This is a genomic window from Bacteroides muris (ex Fokt et al. 2023) (assembly GCF_024704895.1).
GTDB lineage: Bacteria > Bacteroidota > Bacteroidia > Bacteroidales > Bacteroidaceae > Bacteroides > Bacteroides muris.
On record NZ_JAMZEE010000044.1, the window covers coordinates 1 to 20117 of the forward strand.

Sequence of the window (20117 nt, forward strand, 5' to 3'; positions counted from 1 at the left end):
ATTGCTTAATTTAACCGCAAAGATAATTCACTTTCGCGTATTAACATAATATACCCACAGGGTTTTCGGACTGATCCGATATACCATTCTTTATTTTTAGATTATGCAAACTAACAGTGTAGATTTAACATACCCACAGGGTTTTCGGACTGATCCCTAATTTCGGATTACAACAGAAAAAAACAGAAAACAAAAGCGGTTAACTATCTCATCAGTCAACCGCTTTTTTATTTTTGTAGTGGGTACGAGAATCGAACTCGTATACCATGCGTGAGAGGCATGTATCCTAACCGTTAGATGAACCCACCCTCGCATTTGCCTTGTACACCCTCAGGGATTCGAACCCTGGACCCACTGATTAAGAGTCAGTTGCTCTACCAACTGAGCTAAGAGTGCATCTGGCGGAAGCTGGGGGATTCGAACCCCCGGTACGGTTACCCGTACGTCAGTTTAGCAAACTGGTGGTTTCAGCCACTCACCCAAACTTCCTTTTTTATAACCAGCATTATTTTCAAATGCGATGCAAATGTAGGGCAAACTTTTGGATTGTGCAAATCTTTCCTACATATTTTTTTATCGTTTTCATACAATTTGAGATAACACGTTAACACTCAAACCTTAAAAACAAGAAAAAAATAATACATATCACCCCCTTCTTTTCAACCTTTCCTTTATCTTTGCGCAATTTTTAAAGCATAGTGCATATACGCGGACAATGATACAACAAGAAAGCCTGAAAAAGCGGCTTGCCAAACTGACCGCCCCCATCTTTATAGAAACACTCCTCATCATGATGCTCGGTGCGGTGGACACCATCATGCTGAGCCGCCACTCAGACAACAGTGTTGCTGCCGTAGGAGTAGTCAATCAGATTATCATGCTCACTTTCCTTGTTTTCGAGGTCATCAACCTCGGAACGTCTGTTCTGTGTTCCCAGTATCTTGGTGCGAAACTACACAAGAAAGTAGTGCAAGTAGTTGGCGTATCCATCCTCGTCAACCTGGCGGTAGGTATCACGGTCAGCCTGGTACTTTTTTTCTGCGCCCGTCCCATCTTTGCCTAAAAGCGAAGAAAGACTGAACCTCAGCATAAAAAATGGACACGTTCATTTTGTTCTGCATTCAGTTTGCACTATCTTTGCAAATTGAAAGCAAAGATAGGTTGAACCTTGCCCATCTTGCTTGTAGAACAAAAAATTATGGCTTTATGGATGCACTATTGAAAGAAACCGTAGATGCCGCTATCAACTCCCGCTATCCGGGCATGGCTCCCGAGGGAAGAAGGTTGATAGAGGAAATTCTTATTCGCAAGGAAATAGAAAAGGGCGCATTATTACTCAATGAAGGGCAGATAAGCCATAATATCGTATTTGTAGGAAAAGGTATGTTGCGTCAATTCTATTATAAAAACGGTAAAGACGTCACCGAACACTTTTCCTATGAAGGATGCATCATTATCTGCATAGAAAGTACCTTAAAGCAGGAACCCACCCACCTCATGATTGAGGCACTCGAGCCGAGTGTCGTATACCTGCTGCCATACAACAAGTTGTTAACACTCACCGAAATTTCATGGGAAATAAACATGTTTTATCGGAAAATACTGGAATATTCCCTAATTGTCTCACAGATAAAGGCTGACTCCTGGCGGTTTGAGACTGCACGCGAGCGCTACAACCAGCTCATGGAACATCAGCCTGAGGTCATCAAGCGAGCTCCCTTGTCGCATATTGCATCCTATCTGCTGATGACCCCCGAAACACTGAGTCGGGTACGCTCAGGCACGCTGTAACCCTCCTCCTGTCTGCCCGGAGAATACATATCTGAATTTATATAGAAATTTTACCTTTTCTCCTCCTAAACGTACATTGATTACCATACAATCATTTCATGGTCAAGGTTGTTTCATATGTATTTATAATATAAAAATCAGATTATGAGAACTATGCATAAATTTCCATCCTTTCTACTACTTCCACGGATGCCGTAGCCGAAAAAGACACCAACACACCTAACACTACTACCAGCGAAAGCTATTTTGATTCTGCCGCCATGGCAGCTACCAAGGAAGCCATCAGTACTCATGCCGCACAAGAAATAGGCGATGTGAAGATAGAAGATAACCATTACATGATTACCCTTCCCTAAGGTTCACAAATCGCCGATAACTATGCCGCAAAAATAAAAGCTAATGTCAAGGCAGATGCAATAGTTGCCAGAGACTACAACAAAGTGAACGGCAAAGCTAAAGTGTTGCGTATGGAAAACCGCGACTATGTCGCCATAGAAGACGTGAAACCGACAGTAGAAGTAACCAGCCAATAGGAATATACCACAACACCCGAAGCTGCTCTGGAAACTGCCGATGCATCAACCGAATTGTCCTATAAAATCAGAAAAATCATCACTGCCAATGAAGGGCCCACACAACAGAGGAGACATCTACCGCATGATACATGACGGACAGAGCTACGAAGAACTGTTCTGCGAAAACAGAGAACCAGTCCGGCAGAAAAGGAAGGGCTTTTGGACATGTTTGAAAAAATAATATCCAAAGGAGATTTTTGACTTATGTCAATTCATAACCCGTAAAAACCTTCTAATTTTGCACTCAAAATAAAAAAAGATTAGTTTTTATAAGAGTAAAGAGATTCGTTTTTAGGGTGCACTTAAAAAAACAGGCAATATCCACAATAGTTATTGCCTATTTTTATATATAGCCAGAAACCAAGTACATCAATACAGACTTCCCTGACCGACTTCCGTAAAGAGCTTCGCCAACTTCTCCACCACCGGCTTCATATAACGTTCTCCTTTATCGGCAGAAGCTTTTTGGGGATTCCCTACCCCGCTGTCCACTGTAACATTATCCCAATGGCGGGGAGCCCAGCCAACCTTTTCATTCAAGGAAGGAATGGCAAACGGTTTGGATTCTCCGTCACCGGCCTCAGCCAGGTTCACCAGTTCGGGATGGTAATGCATCATGACGGAAGTCTCAGATTCGCCGGCATGGTCGTCGACAGCAGCCTCAAAGTAGCCTTTTGGGGGAACAATGCTAAACCAGCCGGCAGCGATAATCAGAAAATCGGGATACACAAACGCCAGGTCACGAATCATTCCCTTGAAGTTATTGCCGCCATGACCGCTGAGAATAATCAGCTTACGCATGCCTTGTGCATAGAGGGAGGCAACTATGTCTTCCAGAATGGCCTGCTGGGTGGAATAGCGGGTATGGATGCAGAACGGAAGTTCGCGCTGCCCCGGATTGTGTGCACCGAAAGGTACGGGAGGCATCACCATACAGCGTACACCGGAATTCTGCAAAGCCAGTGCAGCCGCATCTACGGCAATGTCATGCGGCAGAATACAATCAGTAAGATAAGGCAGATGCAGATTATGAGGCTCCGTAGCTCCCCACGGCAGGATGACAACGTCATACTTCACTCCTTTCACCTTTCCATAGCAGGAAACAGTAAGGTCAATTTCTCTTTTTTCCATGATAGTTTATTTTGGGGGTAAATCTTTACCGCAAAAATAAACATTATTCCGTCACATTGAACCTATTGCCGGCGATATTCTTTAGGTGACATACCGGTGTGATGCTTGAAATACTTGCCAAAGAACGACTGGTTGGCAAAGTGCAGCTCGTCTGCAATTTCCTGAATGCTCAGCTCGGAAGACTTCAACAAGGCTTTGGCTTCCAAAACGACGAGACTGTCAATCCATTCGCCCGCCGTCTTTCCGCTGATTTCCTTCACTACGGTAGAAAGGTGCTTGGCGGTGAGGAACATCTTATCGGCATAGTAAGACACACTGCGCTCTTCCTTGTAGGACTCTGAAACGGCACGAATAAAGCGCTCGAACAAGTCTTCCTTTCTGCTCTTGGGAATACGTTCCTGAGAAACATGTCCTTGATAGATATTATATATCTCATAAAAAAGGGCCAACAGCAACCCCTGAGTGATTTCCTTACGGAAAGGATTGTCTTTCAGCTTCACCTTGCTCCAAAGAAAAGAGTGATACTCCTGGAATGACTGGGATTCTTCGGGAGTAATCTGAACGAAAGGCCGCTCCTTAATCATGAAAAACATGGGGAAAAGTTGCTGCATGGTAGGTATCACCATATCCATAAAGTCCTTTGAAACGGCAATGAAAAGCCCCGAAAAATCATCGGAACGCTCGCGTTGCAGAACAATCTGGTCGGGAAGAATAATACCCAACACACCTTCCCGCATTTCACATTGCTGCAGGTTGAGTTCCAGTTTGCACCACCCTTTCAAGCAGACAGTCAGGCAAGCAGCATTCAAACGGGTGGGATAAGAGCTCAAAGGCATGTCCTTGATATCATTAAAAATAGCAAAATCATTGCCGATGAAATCAATCATCGGCAAATGATGTATCTGGGAAATGTCTACATTCCGTATTCTCTTAGTATCCATGGTTTTTGTGCTTTGGCGACAAATGTAGGACTATTTTGCGGAATTTAGCTCTAAAAATCCTTAAATGGGAAAAACAGAACACTTTTAGTTCATTATCTTGAAACCGATAAAGAAAGTTCTCGGCTGCGTCGGTCCGTAGAAATAACCCGCATCACGGAATTCCCCTTTATCCAAGTCTTTCTGGAAACTATTGAAGATATTCTGTACGCCCGTATTCAGCTGAAGCTTGATATGATCGTGAAGCACAAAAGTATAGTTCAACTTCACATTCAAGTCCAGAAATTGGGGAGTATGCTCCATACGGTCTGAGGTGACATTACAGAATGCGCCCTCGGGAGCATCTTCCGGTGCATAGTGCGGAACAATCATCTTTCCCGTATAGGTACCGGAGAGAGAGAAATCAAAATTCTTTATCGGCGCGGACGAGAAAGTGAAGTACCCGTAATAATCCGGCGTACGGGGCATGCGCTTGGTGGTAAGGTCTTCTCCGTCCACCTTCGTCCAGGCTTCCTCATGGGTATAGCGGCTGCGTTGTGCTGTAAATCCGAGCTGGAACTGCGCCTCCTTGCCATGGGCAATCCTTGCATCCAGATTGGCACCGTATACGCGTGCGCCGTTTCCGTTGCGGCGCTCTTTGATGATATCCCCTACTTCGTTCTTGCCGATATCTTCGAGCACAAAGACGTGGCGCAGGTCTGTGTAGAAACCCTCCACCAAGATGTTTGCCTGCCAGTGCCCCAGATGGGCGGTCCAGTCTACCGAACCACTGTAACTGTTGGAACGTTCTTCACGCAGATTATCGGACAATTTGATTTGAACCCCCTCGCCGCCTACTGCTGTTACATGCAAGTCCTCATCATACGCCTGCGGAGCACGGAAACCGGTAGAGTAAGTCAAGCGTGCCTGAAAATCATCTGTCGGCTTGTAGAGCAGGTTGACGCGGGGACTAAAAATAAGCTTGTCAATCAAGTTATGCTTGTCCAGGCGGGCGCCGACCAGCATGGTCAGTGCATTCATTTTCCACTCATTCTGCACGAAAGTGCTGGCAATGCGGACATCCTGCTCCATGTCACGATGATAGCCAGTCATGACATCATGCAGGGAGTTATTCTGATATTCCAGTCCGCCGGTAAAGGTGGAGGGAGCAAAGAGACAGTTGTCCATATTGCCCACATACATGCCACCGACAACCCAAGTCAGGTCTTTCGTCTTGCCGTAGGCATTCATGTCCTTTTGGGCACCATAGTAACTATTACGGTCGGTGTGCTGGATGGAGGTGTAAACTGAAATCTTATGCTTGTACTCTTTCCAGAACAAATCGTAGCTCACGCCTCCGCTATTGATGATATGCTTGGTCTGCTCAGTGATGTCCGTCTCATGCGGCTGCAAATCAAATTTATTACCTCCGCGACGAAGTTCATTAGTGGTATGGTATTCCAGATTGATACGGCTGAAATGCGTAGGACGGTAATAGGCGCGGAAACCGAAGGTATTCATGTTCAGCTTTCCCAGTTCGGAGAAGCCGTCGCCATCGCGGTCGTATGGGTTACGGTTGCGGTAACTCTCATAAAGGGCGATGCCGTAAGAATTGTCTTTGGCAACCAACGACACATTGCCACCCATATATTGCTCCCAGGACTTGCCGTCCATATTGGAGAACATGCCCGATACCTGGAAAGAATTGTTGATGGGGTCTTTGGTTATGATGTTGATGGTGCCTCCCACGGCATTGGCTCCAAACAGGGCAGAGCCTCCGCCACGCACCACTTCCACCCGTTCAATCATGTTCACGGGGATTTGTTCCAGTCCGTACACCCCGCTCAATGCGCTGATGATGGGACGGCTGTTTATCAATATCTGCGAGTACGGCCCTTCCAAACCATTGATGCGGACTTGGGGGAATCCGCAGTTCTGGCAGTTGTTCTCCACACGCAGGCCCGACTGGTAGTTCAGTGTCTTGGCAAGGTCAGTGGAGTTGACCATCTCAAACAGTTTGGTACTCATCACATTTACGACTACCGGAGCAGCCTTGCGGCTCACCTCGTTTCGGTTGGCGGATACCACCACTTCATCGGTCATGAAGTTCTCCTCTTCCATCGGGAAATGTATGACCGCAGTGAAGTCCTTGCTCACCGTCACCTCCTTCTCTTGGGTCTTGTAGCCTACTGCCGACACACGAAGTTTGTATTTTCCCACCGGAAGCTTGCGGAACTCAAACTGTCCTTCTTCATTGGAAACCGTTCCCTGCCCACTGCCGATAATCAAAACTGTGGCATACGGTATATTTTCCTCCGTACCTTTCACTATCACATGGCCGGAAATCATATTGCCTTCCTTTATAGGATTTACGGCAAAAGCTACGCTGGCACTTACCACTGCAAGTACCAACGCCAAAATGTATTGTTTCATCAAATTAGCGCTCTAAATTAAAAAAGTAATTCAAGTTTGAAAAAGATAATAACCCTAAATGCCGCATTTCATTCGCTGAAATGCCGGTCATTAAGGAACCAAATGCCTGGCGTGTACATGCGAAAATCCAGGCGTTTTTAAACCTAATGACTATGAAAAAAGAGCGGGAGGAGCGCGAAGGGAAAGGGTACGTATTACTTCCCCCTTTACGGTAGGTGTTGCCGGTTTGGCTCTGAGCATGGCCAGCAAAGGACGCATCGGGTGCTGAACTTCATGCACATCCACCCCGGAAGAGTAGAATGCCGACAGATGCCCGATGACCAGAAGGGAAGTCTGGGAGTGAGAGTGTGTGCCATGAAAAGGGTGCGAGTGCGTTATCATCACCCCATTCACATAATGGACGTGGGTGAACGCGATGATGCTTGCCTGGTACATGACAAACAGTACCAGCAAGCTCAATGCGCCTATAATTTTTTTCTTCTGCTTCACGTCCAAAAACTTATGCTATAGATTTTGAGCCGCAAAGATAGTGAATTATTCCTTAACTTTACCAAACAAGAACTCATAATCACGCTTGGCAGCCGGAACCACCCACTCTTCGGGAATGAACTTCCACTGGTTCAGCGCACGTGGTTCAATCACCTTTTTCCGCTCGATGTACTGCATCAGATAATAACGTAAGTCCTTATCCGTAGAGTGGATAATGCGCTCCTTCAATTCATCCTGCGAGATACCGGAACCCTTTGTCAACAATTCGCCGCCGCCGTTTCCGCGATAAGAATTCACCGCCACCTTATACATTTTATCCATATCGAAAGGAGTACCGTCCGCCATACTGAGAATGGCTACCTTCTCTCCATCCGGCTTGGTCACATCCACCGTATAGACAATGCCTGCCGCAGAGTCGAAATTGAAACTGAAGTTCTTGAATGATCCCCTATCCGTAGCACCTTCACGGTGCTTCTCACGGAGGAGAAGGATATGGTCGTCCGGAGACTTCATCCAGTTAGTCCACAAACCATACGACATCTCTAGGGCATCGCGTATCTCCTTTCCCGTCAGACGCATGGTATAAAGCATATTTTCGTACTTGTACAGATTGAACATATCGTTCACAAAAATGTCTCCTTTGCAGATTTCCGCATCATAGGACAAGGGAGCCGCAAAAGAAATATCCGCCCCACTGATTGCCAACTGCAATTCATGGATAAGGTCTATAAAAGCGGAAGAGCCGAAATAGGCAGGACGTGTGGAGATGGTCTCGGTAAAAGAACCTATCTTCTTGGAAACAAAATTCCGCACAGCTTCATATTCGGGGGCAAAGCGCTGCATGAACTCTTTGCTGACGCCGTAGTCTTTTGTATCAGACAATATGCCGTCTATCTTCTTGCCAATAACCTTGCCGTCATGCAATTTCAAGGTTATATCCACATTACTCACAACGAGACCGTTGCTGGCAGGATCCATCACCAGTACCGAGTCACCAGCTATATTGCATATCCTCCTGCATTCGCGCGCATGGTCGTGGCCCATCAAGACAATATCGAATCCTGGCACATTACAAGCCACTTCCACCGAAGTGTTTTCGCGATACTTGCCTCCCATCAGCCGAGCATCCTGGCCGGCATGGAACATACCGATAACCAAATCCGGCTTTTCCTGTTCACGGATAATCTTCATCCATCGGCGGGCGGTCTCTTCCATATCGTCAAAACGCAACCCCTTCCACAGATTCTCTGAAAGCCATACAGGGATGGCAGGAGTTATCATGCCGAGGACAACAATTTTCACTCCTTCACGTTCCAGCACCTCATAGGGCTTGAAATAGGCTTCTCCAGTAACAGCATCCACAATATTGGCACCCAATATCGGGAAACGGCAGTCACCTACCCAACGGTCGAAAACGGCACGGCCGGTCTCTACATCATGGTTACCCATATTACCGGCATCATACCTCATGAAATTCATCATCTCCGCTGTCAGATGGGAGGCAACAGTATCTATGTAATTATAATAGTAGGCTGTGGGCTGTCCCTGCAGAATATCGCCATTGTCCAACAGAATCAGGTTTTCGCCATAAGCCTCACGTTCCTTTTGCACCAAAGCATGCACGCGCGCCAGGCTGCCGGCTGCCTCCCGACGGTGTATAAAATCGTAAGGATAATAGTTTCCATGTACATCACTGGTCTGTACGACTTTCAGCTTCACCTCTCTTTCCTGCGCAGAAAGTATACTTGTCAGGACAAAAATCCAGATAAAAAAACAACTAAATCTTTTCATTATATTTCCTTATTTCATATATCAGTACTTTCTCACCAAGCTACTACTTCAACGGTCAGCTTACAAATAGACAAATCCAAACGGTATCGCCCGGCAACAAATTACTCCATAATTGTGACAAATATACTGAAAAGTTGAAACCTGGAGAAAAAACAACAATTGTTTTTTGTACTTTTGGCACCTATTACAAAATGAGATACAAAATGATACAAGATTTTCATCGAATGATATCTGCCGCTCTCGGCATATCAGAAAGACAAATAAGCCCGACCCTCGGCCTGCTGGAAGACGGAGCGACAATTCCTTTCATCAGCCGTTACCGCAAGGAAGCAACGGGAGGACTGAACGAAGTGCAGATTGAGGCTATCCAGACACAATATGAGAAACTGAGCGAAACTGCCAAGCGCAAGGAAACCATTCTCAGCACCATTCAAGAACAAGGCAAACTGACTCCTGAACTCCGGAAGCGCATTGAGGAGACTTGGGACAATAACATACTGGAGGACATCTACCTCCCCTACAAGCCCAAACGAAAAACACGTGCCGAGGCGGCCCGCCAAAAGGGGCTGGAACCACTCGCCACCCTGCTGATGTTGCAGCGTGAGCCTCATCCAGAGGAACGTGCCGCCGGTTATGTGAAAGGGGACGTAAAGAATATAGAGGATGCCTTGAAGGGCGCACGGGACATCATAGCCGAGCATGTGAGTGAAGACGAGCGGGCCAGAAACAGCGTCCGGAACTCCTTTGCCCGCCAAGGCACACTGACCGCCAAGGTAGTGAAAGGCAAAGAAGAGGAAGCAGCCAAATACCGCGACTACTTCGACTGCTCCGAATCCTTGCGACGATGCAGTTCCCACCGTCTGCTCGCCATCCGGCGCGCTGAAGCGGAAGGTCTGTTGAAAGTCAGTATCAGCCCGGACGATGAGGAATGCGTAGAACGGCTGGAACGCCAATTCGTGCGAAGCAATAATTCCTGCGGACAACAAGTGGCAGAAGCCGTCCAAGACGCCTACAAACGCCTATTGAAGCCTTCCATAGAAACGGAATTCGCCACGCAAAGCAAGGAACGTGCCGACGAGGAAGCCATCAAAGTGTTTGCGGAAAATCTCCGTCAATTACTGCTGGCCTCGCCATTAGGGCAGAAGCGTGTGATGGGCATAGACCCGGGATTCCGTACGGGATGTAAAGTTGTGTGTCTCGATGCACAAGGAAATCTGCTCCACAATGAGAACATCTATCCCCACCCTCCGGTCAGCAAGCAGAAGGAAGCATTCACCAAATTGCAAATGATGCTCGAATCTTATAAGATAGATGCAGTTGCCATCGGTAACGGAACTGCCAGCCGTGAGACGGAGGAGTTCCTGAAACATCAGCGCTTCAATCGTGATGTGCAGATATTCATCGTCAGCGAGCAGGGGGCTTCCATCTATTCAGCCTCTAAAATTGCACGGGACGAGTTTCCCGAATACGATGTCACCGTGCGTGGTGCCGTGTCCATAGGCAGGCGCTTGATGGATCCGCTGGCAGAGTTGGTAAAGATTGACCCGAAATCTATTGGTGTGGGGCAATACCAGCATGATGTGGACCAGACAAAGCTGAAAAAATCACTGGACCAGACCGTAGAGAACTGTGTAAACCAGGTAGGTGTCAATCTAAACACCGCAAGCAGCCATCTGCTGACCTACATCTCCGGATTGGGGCCTCAACTGGCACAAAACATTGTGAATTATCGCACTGCCAACGGTGCTTTCACTTCCCGCAAGGAATTGATGAAAGTGCCGCGCATGGGTGCCAAGGCCTTTGAGCAATGTGCCGGCTTCCTGCGTATTCCACAAGCAAAGAATCCTCTGGACAACACCGCCGTGCATCCGGAAAGCTACTGCATCGTAGAACAGATGGCGAAGGATTTGGAATGCAGCGTAGCCGAACTGATAGCCAGCAAGGAACTGCGTCTGAAGATTAATCCGGAACGCTACCTCTCCCCTACCGTGGGTATGCCGACTCTGAAAGACATTCTGCTAGAACTGGACAAACCCGGACGTGACCCGCGCGGACCGATAAAGATATTTGAATTTGACAAGAACGTACGCACCATCAACGACCTGCGTGAAGGCATGGAACTGCCCGGTATCGTAGGAAACATTACAAACTTCGGCGCATTTGTCGACATAGGCATCAAGGAAAACGGCCTGGTACACCTCTCCCAACTCGCCGACAGATTCATATCAGACCCCAATGAAGTGGTGTCCATTCACCAGCATGTACGCGTAAAGGTAATCGGCATAGACATAGACCGGAAACGCATACAGCTGACAATGAAAGGAATGGAACAGGGATAGAGATTTAAGGATTAGGGATTAATAGTTGCTGTATTAATCCTTAATCCCTGATTCCTTATAATAATGTCTTATGATGATTACCGTACCAAGCACTAAAAGCAGTGAACACAGAATGGAGCCTTCGAACCCGAAGGTTCCTCCATTTATCAGATTTTCTTCCGGAAAGTGAAGAATCAGCAGATTCTCATTGCTGAATTCATTTCCACTGACTTTATATCCCAGAACAGAGCCTTGAATCCAGTTCCAGAACCAATGCAAAGCAATGGGGAAACAGAGGTTGCGCGTATATATATAGGAAGCCCCCAGAAAACAACCTGCCAGCACAATATTCAGAAACGGGACAAAGGTAAAACTGGGATTGAAAAGGTGCATCAACGAAAATAACACTGCTGAGATGAACAATGCCACAAACTTATTGACACCTCCATCCAGCATACGCCCCAAAATAAAACCGCGTCCGATAACCTCTTCCGTAACTGCCACTAAAAAATAAAGCAAAAGACTTGCCAACAACGAAATGGGAGAAAAAAAGACCCCTGCCACATCCACAGCCCCCAACAATAAAGACAAGCCAAAACCAACTGCATACAAGAACACGACAAACAAAGCTCCGTTCAGCAAGCTTCTGCCCCACCCCTTCAAAGACAAGCCCAAGTTCGAAAAAGAAAGTTTCCTGAAACCCAGCACCATACAAGCAGAAACAAGCCCACTGGCCAACATCAAGACTTCATTCAACATCATCAAATAGAAGCTCGCCCCGCCAGCCAGTGTCTTCAACTCCGGAAAAGCAATGGCAAAAGGCATGGCAAACAAAAACAGAAGAATCATAAAAAGCACAACAAACAGCACTATATCAACAAATGTCAGCCGAATACGCTTTGCCTTACCCGCAGCAACACGCTCTTCCTTCACTAATTCTTCTGTCTTCATTGGTATCTCATATTGATTAATATCCGACAAAAATAATAATAAAAAGAAAAAACTTCATGTATTCCTGCCAGTTTCTCCTTATATTTGAAAAATCAATCTGGAATCGACAAACATGAAACTAAAAAAAATTCTTTTAGCCGTTGCCGGACTGGCGTTAATGCTGAATGCCTCGGCACAAAAATCCAAGAGATACTACGTAGCCAAACCCGGTACCTTGGTGGAACTGATGACAGAAGCGGAAGCCGATGAAATTACCCAACTGACCTTGCAGGGCAAGCTGAATGCCATAGACTTCAGGCATCTGCGGGATGAATTCAAGAACCTGCAACTACTGGACATTTCAAATGCCTCCATCAGCATGTATGCAGGCAAGAACGGAACTTATCCAAACCGTTTTTATATATATCCTGCCAATTGCATCCCGGCATACGCCTTCTGCAAGCAAGCGGATGACAGCACTTACACCGGCAAGGAGACGCTGACCAGAATCATCCTTTCAGACAAGACCAAGAACATCGAGGATGCCGCCTTCAAGGGATGCAAAAACCTCAAGATATGTCAGATACGGAAAAAAACAGCTCCTAACCTGTTGTCCGAGGCATTGGTAGACAGTGTTACTGCCATATTCGTACCGCTGGGATGCAGCGACTCCTACCGCACCAAAAAGAATTGGGAAACCTTTGCCTTCATCGAAGGGGAGCCTCTGACAGTAAATGTACAGATAGGCAAAACGGGCAGCCTTGCCAGCGAACTGCTAAGAGCGGGATTACAACCCAAAGATGTCAACTTCCTGACCGTTGAAGGCAAAATGGACGAAGCCGACTTCACGCTGATACGCGACTATATGCCCAATCTGGTCTCCATCGACATGGCCAACAGTAATGCCACTGCAATCCCCGACTATACTTTCACCCAAAAGAAGTATTTGCTGAACGTGCAGCTCCCGCAAGGACTTAAAAACATCGGACAGCGCGCATTCAGTGGCTGCGGCCGTTTGTGCGGCACGCTGGTGCTTCCTGCCGGTGTAACTGCCATTGAGTACGGAGCATTTATGGGATGCGACAACCTGCGCTATGTACTTGCCACGGGAAATAAGGTTACCACGCTGGGAGACAACCTTTTCGGAGATAGTCAAGGCAAAATTATACACAAGGAGAAACAGTAATCAAACTATCCCCGCCTCAGCAAGAACAAGGAGGCTCTTTTAATAACAAAAGAAAGTGTGTCAGAATGATAGCCAAGATTCATTTTGACGCACTTTCTTTTGTCTCAATATCGCACAAGCTTTTATTAAGCAAAAAAGATACGAAAGAAAAATCGTTCCATCATGAGGGAACGATTTAAAATATGCCTATTTAACATGAATTGATATAATATCAGAAAACTGTTCATGCCTGTTATGGCGATTTCCTGCTCTTAATGGCTTGCAACAAGGATGATGTTCTACCTGGCGAACCCTATGAAATGGTCATATGAAATCCTCACACCTAACAATGTCAAGTTTTTGGATTCCACCAGTACAGAAGATACCCCTAAGCATTCTTTCAAGGCAAATAGCAAGGAAGGCAATATGATAATGACTTGTGAGAATTTCGTTGCACTTAATCCCATATAAGGCGATTCTTATACATACGATTGCAGATGAGTAACGCTTAGGATAGAAGCCAATCAAGTGATGTTATCTGTTAAAAATGGGACTACAGACCTAAGCGCAATTTTGTTTCTTAAATAATACAAAAAACACCCAGCTTTACATTACTAGACGTAAAACTGAGTGTTCTTTTTTTACAAATCACTGATTTTCAGCTTTTATTGCGGAGAGAGGGGTTTTTGAACCCATAACTCTAACCACTTATATTTCAGCTACTTTGCTTTCAAAATTTCAAATAGGTAACGAAACAGTAACGATTTTCAACCGTTAAGCCTGTCCAACTTTGACCGCTGTTTGTCTGCCTAACTTTCGGGTTCAAAGATACGGCATTCTTTTGAAACTCGCAAATATCTGATAATAAATATTTTTGGGTTAGTGCAAGGTGCAAGCTATATATATAAATATATACTTGCACCTTGCACTAAAAAAAAGCACTGGGGTACAAATGGTTAAAACAAAATCCGTATCTTCGTAACCGATTAAAAACAAACGTGTATGATAATAACTAACCGTGAAGAAGTAATAGATAAAGCATTTGGGGTATTTGTCAGGATGAACTACGAGAAAGCAAGCATCATCACGCTTGCCAAAGCCTGCGGGGTGACAAAAACGGGCATCGTTTATTATTTTCCGCATAAGCTGGATTTATTCATGGCTGTGGCGGACAAATACGTGCTAAAAATGCACGAACCGGAAAACAAGTTTGCCGCTCCTGCCGCTACGTTGGAGAAGTTCATCGGGCAATACGTGGCGGGGGTAGCCGCTTCCATGAAAAGGATTGTTGAACTGATTGACGATGATAGCAGCCCACATGATTGTAGCCCTAACTTCTACTACTTTCATTTCCTGTCACAAGTGCGTATGTACTATCCGGGCATCAGGCAGAAAATTGAGAAAATCTACCGACAAGACTATGACCTATGGGAGAAAGTCATACAAAAAGCAAAAGACAGCGGGGAAATCAGAAACGACACGGACGTGAGGAAAACGGCTACCATGTTCAGGCAAATGTTTTTAGGACTGTCATACGAACAAGCATTTCTGAACGGTTTGAACGTGGATGAACTGGCAGAAAACTTTCGCTATATCTATTCGCTGCTTAAAGCCTGATACAGTTTTGTTTTTTTAACCTCTATTATTTTTGAACGTATGTTCAAAATGTGGCGTTTTTGTTTTATCTTTGGAGCATGAAGCAAAATTCAGCGACATGGATAAGGTTCAGAAACAAAGAGGAAGCATCGTGCTACACAAAGAAACAAGGGACGGTGCGGACTACATACGGATAGAATATGCGAACAGTCAGGCTGTCGCCCGACTGCTCGCCCAAGACACGGGCATAGAAATGGCTGGCAACGGCTCTGCATACATAGCATCAGCCGCTTTCAGCCTGCCGGATTTCTACGACCGCTATTCACCACACGCCTATATTGATTACAGCCGGGTTTACGTGCGGCATCCCAAACCTAAAAGGGAATACACACTGCCGAAAGGCTACCTCGAACTGCTGGAACAGAAGCGTTACAGCCCCTCGACCGTCAAAACATACCGTGCCTATTTCAGCGACTTCATGGAATATCACAAGGGACGGAACATCGACCGCCTGAAAGTGCCGGACATCAACAAATACATACTCTATCTTGTGAACGAGAAGAAAATCTCGGTGTCGCAACAGAATATGCGCATCAATGCTATCAAGTTCTATTACGAGCAGGTGAAAGGCGGCAAACGGCAATACTACGGCGGTATCACCCGTGCCAAAGAGTACAAGAGCCTGCCCGAAGTGTTGAGCAAGAATGAAATTAAGCGCATCCTTGCACAAATTTCCAACATCAAGCATCACTGCATGATTTCGTTGGTTTACTCTGCCGGACTTAGAAGAAGCGAATTGCTTAACCTGACCCCGCAGGACATCAACAGTGAAACAATGTCGGTTCGCATTATGGGCAAGGGGAAAAAATGCCGTTATTCGCTCCTTTCACCCAAATTGCTGGAAGAACTACGGCACTACTTTCGGGAATATCGTCCACAAAAATGGCTGTTTGAGGGCGAAACACCCGGAGAGCAATATTCGGCAAGTGCATTGGTGAAAGTGCTGAAAGAAGCCGCACATCGTGCTGGCATCAAACACCGTGTACACGTACATATGCTGCGCCACTCCTTTGCCACACACTTGCTGGAACAGGGAACAGACCTGCACACGATACAGGAATTGATGGGACACAACGACATCAAGACCACAACCATTTATCTTCATGTGTCAAGTGCCCATAAAGCAAAAATCCCTAATCCTCTTGATACACTGGATAATTCGTGAGGTGCAGTTATAGGAATGTAGGAACGACACCATAAGGTGCGGTTATAAATAAATTACCAACAATTAAAATATGAAGAACATTATTCAAACAGCAGAACAGTTATTAGGCAGAAAATTAACTGCAAATGACGGTTACACAACGGATGAAATCAAACAGGCTGAAAATATGCTTGGAATAACAATGCCGGAAGCTCTAAAGCATTTTTATTTATCTGTTGGAAAAGTAGAGGTATTGGCTTCTTCGTTCCAACGGTTTTTGCCATTAGACGAATTACAATCTGATGGTGAAAAGATTATCTTTCTTGCAGAAAATCAAGAAGTGTGTTTATGGGCTACTACAATACATGATACCACAATCTGGGTTAAGTATAGTGATGATGAAGGTTGGATAACAGAACCGATTGGATTAATGGATTTTATTCTATTAACGATGTATTATAATTGTGCACAAGGAGGCTTTGAGTTTGGCGGAATAGCTGAAAACGAAGAAACCTATCCTGCTATATTGGAATATGTACAAAAGGAATGGAATAAAGTTGTGCAATATAATGCTTTAATCATATATGCATATCAAGATAATCTGATTTGGTATTTCTATAAAGCCGACAATACACCAACAGATGACGGAATATTTTTGTCATGTAGAACAGAAGAGAAGTTTGATAAGTTCTTCAATCTTTTTGATTTCTCTGAATTATAATTGAGGTTGGTAACAAGGTCGAGCCAACAGCTAAACGCTGTTGCTCACCAAACCATTAACATCAATAACACTAATAAGTATGAGAACGAAAATTTATTTAAGAACGCTGCTGATAGCCTTTGTTACCATATTGGGGCTGACATCTTGCACGAATGAAGATGAACCAAAGGACATCACAAAAGAAGTAACGATGTATGTTTCTTCTGAAACAGGAACTATGGATGATTTTTTTGATGCGGATAAAACAGATCCGATAGAATGTATGCTCGTCAAGGAGCAGGGAGAGGATGAATATCGTCCTTTGGCATTCTGCGGTATTCAGGGCTTCGAATATGAGAAAGGCTATGAATACGATTTGCGTGTCAATAAGACAACTTTGGCAAATCCACCAGCAGACGGTAGCATATACAAATATCAGCTTGTTCGGGTCGTAGAGAAAAGACAGGTCGGTAACCCAAACGAAGCTGAATAATGCGTACAATATGATGTTAACGAAGCAGGGTAACGGCAAGCCGTTCCCTGCTAACCATTAGGCGCAAATAGTGAAACAAAAAATATTATGTTATGGATTTCTTAAAGTGCATGAACAATTTTCCGTGGAATAGATTTGCCACGGTATATGAAACCAATTCAATCGGCTTAAAAGGCATCTTTATAAAGATGTTCAACAATACTGCTGAAATGTCGGATTATCAATATGTGATTGATAGGCTTGAATGTCAGGACACACTATATAGAATTACCCCTTGGGGACTTAAATTCTATATCTGTTTACTTATGGAAAACAAATCGAATCAAGACATATTGTTACAGAACATAAATGTGCTTTTTGAAGCTGCAAATTATAATATGCAGGTCGATATTGCAACCAATTATAATCCGACCAAAGGCAATCTGATGAAATATGAGAAAATTAAATCAAACCTCTTTGATAGAGATTTTGACGGAACAATGGATGCCGATTACATAAAAACATTCAAATCCATAGACCGAAATTTCATGCAGAGAAGTACAATAGATTTAATTCAACAGAATATTTCTTTGTTTGAAGATTTAGCAAAGTCAACGAATAGCAATATTGCCCAAAGTGCTTCTGTACTTGTTAATTCAATTCATAATCCTAAAAAGTATGACTTTGGTAAATCGTGATTAAATAATCGCCTAACAAGCACCTGTTCCGCCTAAACGGCGGCAAGCTGCATCCCATTAGCAATAAAGTAAAACAAATAAAATATCATCAAATCATGCTAAGTAATAAAGTGATAGACTATTTGAATAAACAAGGTGTATATTCAGAAAAAGAAGATAAAGCATATAAAAAGGCTTTGATTGATTTAGGAATTGATTTGAATAGTGATTTTGCACTGTTTAATCTAAATACTACCGAAATAACATTTCGAGGACAATGTGGCGAAATCTATAATGTGTGTTGGTTTAAAATTTACTCTAATGATTTAAGTTATGGTATAGAAAGGCAAGCAGTGTTAGGCATTCCCTCCGAATACTTACCTCTTGATAGCTTTGAAGGTGAAGGCGGTTTTTTCTATAACCGTAATACAGGAGAAGTTCTTGAAATTGAATTGGGAGAGAAACTAATCAATTTTCAGAATGGAAAGTTGTCTCCACAATGGAAAGACTTCAATTCTTTTTTGGAATGGTATTTTGGATTATAATAAGTTATTGCTAACAAGCGAATGAACTGCCCTAACAATCAGTTATTCGCCAGCCATTATCGCTAACTTGATTAAGATAGAAGTATGGAATTTGCATTAAATATAATATATGGTGGAGAACTTAATGCATCTAAAGCTCTAAGTCCTTTTGTGCGCAATATGAGGAAAATCATAAAAGATACATTTACTTCATTTGAAAATGATGGCGTTTTCTTTTTTAAGTTGACATTGTTGTTTGATGGTGATATTTCGTCCTACTATAATGGAACAGGAGTATATCAACCGAGATATTACAGTGCTAAAAAAGAATATAGGGTTAGTTTTTGTATTGACAGGACACAATGGACTGGGGATAAGGAAAAAGATTTGAATTACTTCATTTTTATAATAACGAAGCTGATGAACAAAAATGGAATTTTAATTTTGAATAAATTGGCTAAATATGAGTACACATTTGACATTAATTCATATAATCACTGTATTGATATTTGCAGAGAAAAAATGAATCATATAAAAAATGAAATATAGCGATAACAAGCACCTGTGCCACTTAACAGTGGCAAGCTGCAAACCATTAGTCATAACTTAAATACGCAAGACATGAAAGATTATTTCAAATTACTGCAAATTGACACTTCTGTTTTAACAACAGATGAAATACGAATAGTCAATGACTGGTATAACAATAATAAAACAGAAGATTGTAGTATCTCTTTGCGCTCTCTTCATACGCAGGAGGCGTACCATGCTTTTTCCAAGGAGAATAAAGAATTGCTAAGTGATTTTTGTATTCTGTGGGAAGATGAAGAAAGCAATTATGCAGGCATTTGTATAAAAGGAATAATGAGAGGAAAAATCGTCTTCATCTCCCATGATAACCAGCATCCTATTCCAGTTTTTAGAAATATTGATAGCTTCTTGAAAGCGGTAAAAAGCAATAGAATTACGGACTTATATCCGCCACAAGTAGAGTATCTTTCTGCCACCAATAATCCTTTTGATTATCCGTCCATAAACCGAACTTCCTTAGAGTTGGAACAAGATAGTTCGGCTGCTGATATACTGTGGAATAAGGCAGCAACGGAAAAAGACGATGCAATGATAAACACAATATTATCCTTTATACAAATAGCCACTCTGCAACAGATACCAAAACTCAAGCAATATATCTTTGATGATACGCTTATGGGCGATATATTGGGCATTTATAAATTTTATGGCTATAAAGAAGATGCAAACGTATTATTGCAAATTGGCAAAGAGAATAAACATTTCCGTAAAATTTTAAAAGAATTAGGTGCTACACCTCAAAAAATTCTATGGATAGAAAAATGGTAATTTGAAATATATGACTAACAAACCGGGATAACGCTTACAGCGTTC

The 20117-nt window shown here is 43.8% G+C and carries 17 protein-coding genes, 3 tRNA genes and 1 pseudogene; 12 read left to right on the forward strand and 9 right to left on the reverse strand.

The window, feature by feature from the left end; genetic code table 11:
* Positions 1 to 236: 236 nt before the first annotated feature.
* The 3 genes from M1B78_RS14940 to M1B78_RS14950 all read right to left on the reverse strand — a co-directional run bounded on the left by M1B78_RS14940 (position 237) and on the right by M1B78_RS14950 (position 489).
* A tRNA-Glu gene (locus tag M1B78_RS14940) sits at positions 237 to 308 on the reverse strand.
* A gap of 15 nt (positions 309 to 323) precedes the next feature.
* Positions 324 to 396: transfer RNA gene (locus tag M1B78_RS14945), tRNA-Lys, on the reverse strand.
* A gap of 3 nt (positions 397 to 399) precedes the next feature.
* Positions 400 to 489: transfer RNA gene (locus M1B78_RS14950), tRNA-Ser, on the reverse strand.
* A gap of 226 nt (positions 490 to 715) precedes the next feature.
* Here M1B78_RS14950 and M1B78_RS14955 point away from each other — a divergent pair.
* Together M1B78_RS14955 and M1B78_RS14960 are read left to right on the forward strand one after the other, a co-directional pair.
* Positions 716 to 1054, forward strand: a pseudogene (locus M1B78_RS14955) (MATE family efflux transporter); the annotation flags it as partial.
* A 152-nt stretch (positions 1055 to 1206) separates the two neighbouring features.
* Positions 1207 to 1791 carry a Crp/Fnr family transcriptional regulator gene (locus M1B78_RS14960; RefSeq protein WP_136011139.1) on the forward strand — a complete coding sequence of 195 codons (585 nt, stop codon included), beginning with the start codon at positions 1207 to 1209 and terminating at the stop codon, positions 1789 to 1791.
* A 944-nt stretch (positions 1792 to 2735) separates the two neighbouring features.
* Here the strand turns inward: M1B78_RS14960 and M1B78_RS14965 are convergent.
* The 5 genes from M1B78_RS14965 to M1B78_RS14985 form a co-directional block, all read right to left on the reverse strand.
* Complete coding sequence (locus M1B78_RS14965; protein ID WP_257941097.1) at positions 2736 to 3497, reverse strand: creatininase family protein; 762 nt, start codon at positions 3495 to 3497, stop codon at positions 2736 to 2738.
* A 62-nt stretch (positions 3498 to 3559) separates the two neighbouring features.
* Positions 3560 to 4438, reverse strand: a complete 879-nt coding sequence (locus M1B78_RS14970; protein WP_257932310.1) for a helix-turn-helix domain-containing protein — start codon at positions 4436 to 4438, stop codon at positions 3560 to 3562.
* 84 nt (positions 4439 to 4522) lie between these two features.
* Positions 4523 to 6847 carry a TonB-dependent receptor gene (locus M1B78_RS14975; protein WP_257932309.1) on the reverse strand — a complete coding sequence of 775 codons (2325 nt, stop codon included), beginning with the start codon at positions 6845 to 6847 and terminating at the stop codon, positions 4523 to 4525.
* A 150-nt stretch (positions 6848 to 6997) separates the two neighbouring features.
* A complete protein-coding gene (locus M1B78_RS14980; protein WP_257932308.1) occupies positions 6998 to 7336 on the reverse strand; it encodes a hypothetical protein in 339 nt (112 codons plus the stop codon).
* Between the two features lie 45 nt (positions 7337 to 7381).
* The gene (locus M1B78_RS14985) at positions 7382 to 9127 is read right to left on the reverse strand and encodes a bifunctional metallophosphatase/5'-nucleotidase (protein WP_257941098.1); all 1746 of its coding nucleotides are present in this window, start codon (positions 9125 to 9127) and stop codon (positions 7382 to 7384) included.
* Between the two features lie 203 nt (positions 9128 to 9330).
* On the opposite strand from M1B78_RS14985, the gene M1B78_RS14990 reads away from it, so the two are divergent.
* Positions 9331 to 11466 carry a Tex family protein gene (locus M1B78_RS14990; RefSeq protein ID WP_136011133.1) on the forward strand — a complete coding sequence of 712 codons (2136 nt, stop codon included), beginning with the start codon at positions 9331 to 9333 and terminating at the stop codon, positions 11464 to 11466.
* A gap of 33 nt (positions 11467 to 11499) precedes the next feature.
* Here the strand turns inward: M1B78_RS14990 and M1B78_RS14995 are convergent, their stop codons facing one another.
* Positions 11500 to 12396 carry a CPBP family intramembrane glutamic endopeptidase gene (locus tag M1B78_RS14995; RefSeq protein ID WP_257941099.1) on the reverse strand — a complete coding sequence of 299 codons (897 nt, stop codon included), beginning with the start codon at positions 12394 to 12396 and terminating at the stop codon, positions 11500 to 11502.
* A gap of 112 nt (positions 12397 to 12508) precedes the next feature.
* Here M1B78_RS14995 and M1B78_RS15000 point away from each other — a divergent pair, with 112 nt between their 5' ends.
* From M1B78_RS15000 to M1B78_RS15040, 9 genes are all read left to right on the forward strand, one after another.
* Positions 12509 to 13561, forward strand: coding sequence for a leucine-rich repeat domain-containing protein (locus tag M1B78_RS15000; RefSeq protein ID WP_176469676.1), 1053 nt, complete (start codon positions 12509 to 12511; stop codon positions 13559 to 13561).
* 981 nt (positions 13562 to 14542) lie between these two features.
* Entirely contained in the window at positions 14543 to 15157 is a 615-nt protein-coding gene (locus M1B78_RS15005) for a TetR/AcrR family transcriptional regulator (protein WP_257941100.1), read from the forward strand.
* 97 nt (positions 15158 to 15254) lie between these two features.
* Entirely contained in the window at positions 15255 to 16361 is a 1107-nt protein-coding gene (locus M1B78_RS15010; protein ID WP_257941101.1) for a tyrosine-type recombinase/integrase, read from the forward strand.
* A 70-nt stretch (positions 16362 to 16431) separates the two neighbouring features.
* Entirely contained in the window at positions 16432 to 17061 is a 630-nt protein-coding gene (locus tag M1B78_RS15015) for an SMI1/KNR4 family protein (protein ID WP_257941102.1), read from the forward strand.
* 79 nt (positions 17062 to 17140) lie between these two features.
* Positions 17141 to 17533 (forward strand): DUF4377 domain-containing protein, encoded by a 393-nt coding sequence (locus M1B78_RS15020; RefSeq protein WP_123618455.1) that lies wholly within the window; start codon positions 17141 to 17143, stop codon positions 17531 to 17533.
* Between the two features lie 92 nt (positions 17534 to 17625).
* Entirely contained in the window at positions 17626 to 18210 is a 585-nt protein-coding gene (locus M1B78_RS15025) for a hypothetical protein (protein ID WP_257941103.1), read from the forward strand.
* A gap of 95 nt (positions 18211 to 18305) precedes the next feature.
* The gene (locus M1B78_RS15030) at positions 18306 to 18734 is read left to right on the forward strand and encodes a hypothetical protein (RefSeq protein ID WP_008025569.1); all 429 of its coding nucleotides are present in this window, start codon (positions 18306 to 18308) and stop codon (positions 18732 to 18734) included.
* An 84-nt stretch (positions 18735 to 18818) separates the two neighbouring features.
* Positions 18819 to 19262: an Imm12 family immunity protein gene (locus M1B78_RS15035; protein WP_016274003.1), complete on the forward strand. Its 444-nt coding sequence runs from the start codon at positions 18819 to 18821 to the stop codon at positions 19260 to 19262.
* 72 nt (positions 19263 to 19334) lie between these two features.
* Positions 19335 to 20072 carry a hypothetical protein gene (locus M1B78_RS15040; protein WP_257941104.1) on the forward strand — a complete coding sequence of 246 codons (738 nt, stop codon included), beginning with the start codon at positions 19335 to 19337 and terminating at the stop codon, positions 20070 to 20072.
* The last annotated feature ends 45 nt before the right edge of the window (positions 20073 to 20117 follow it).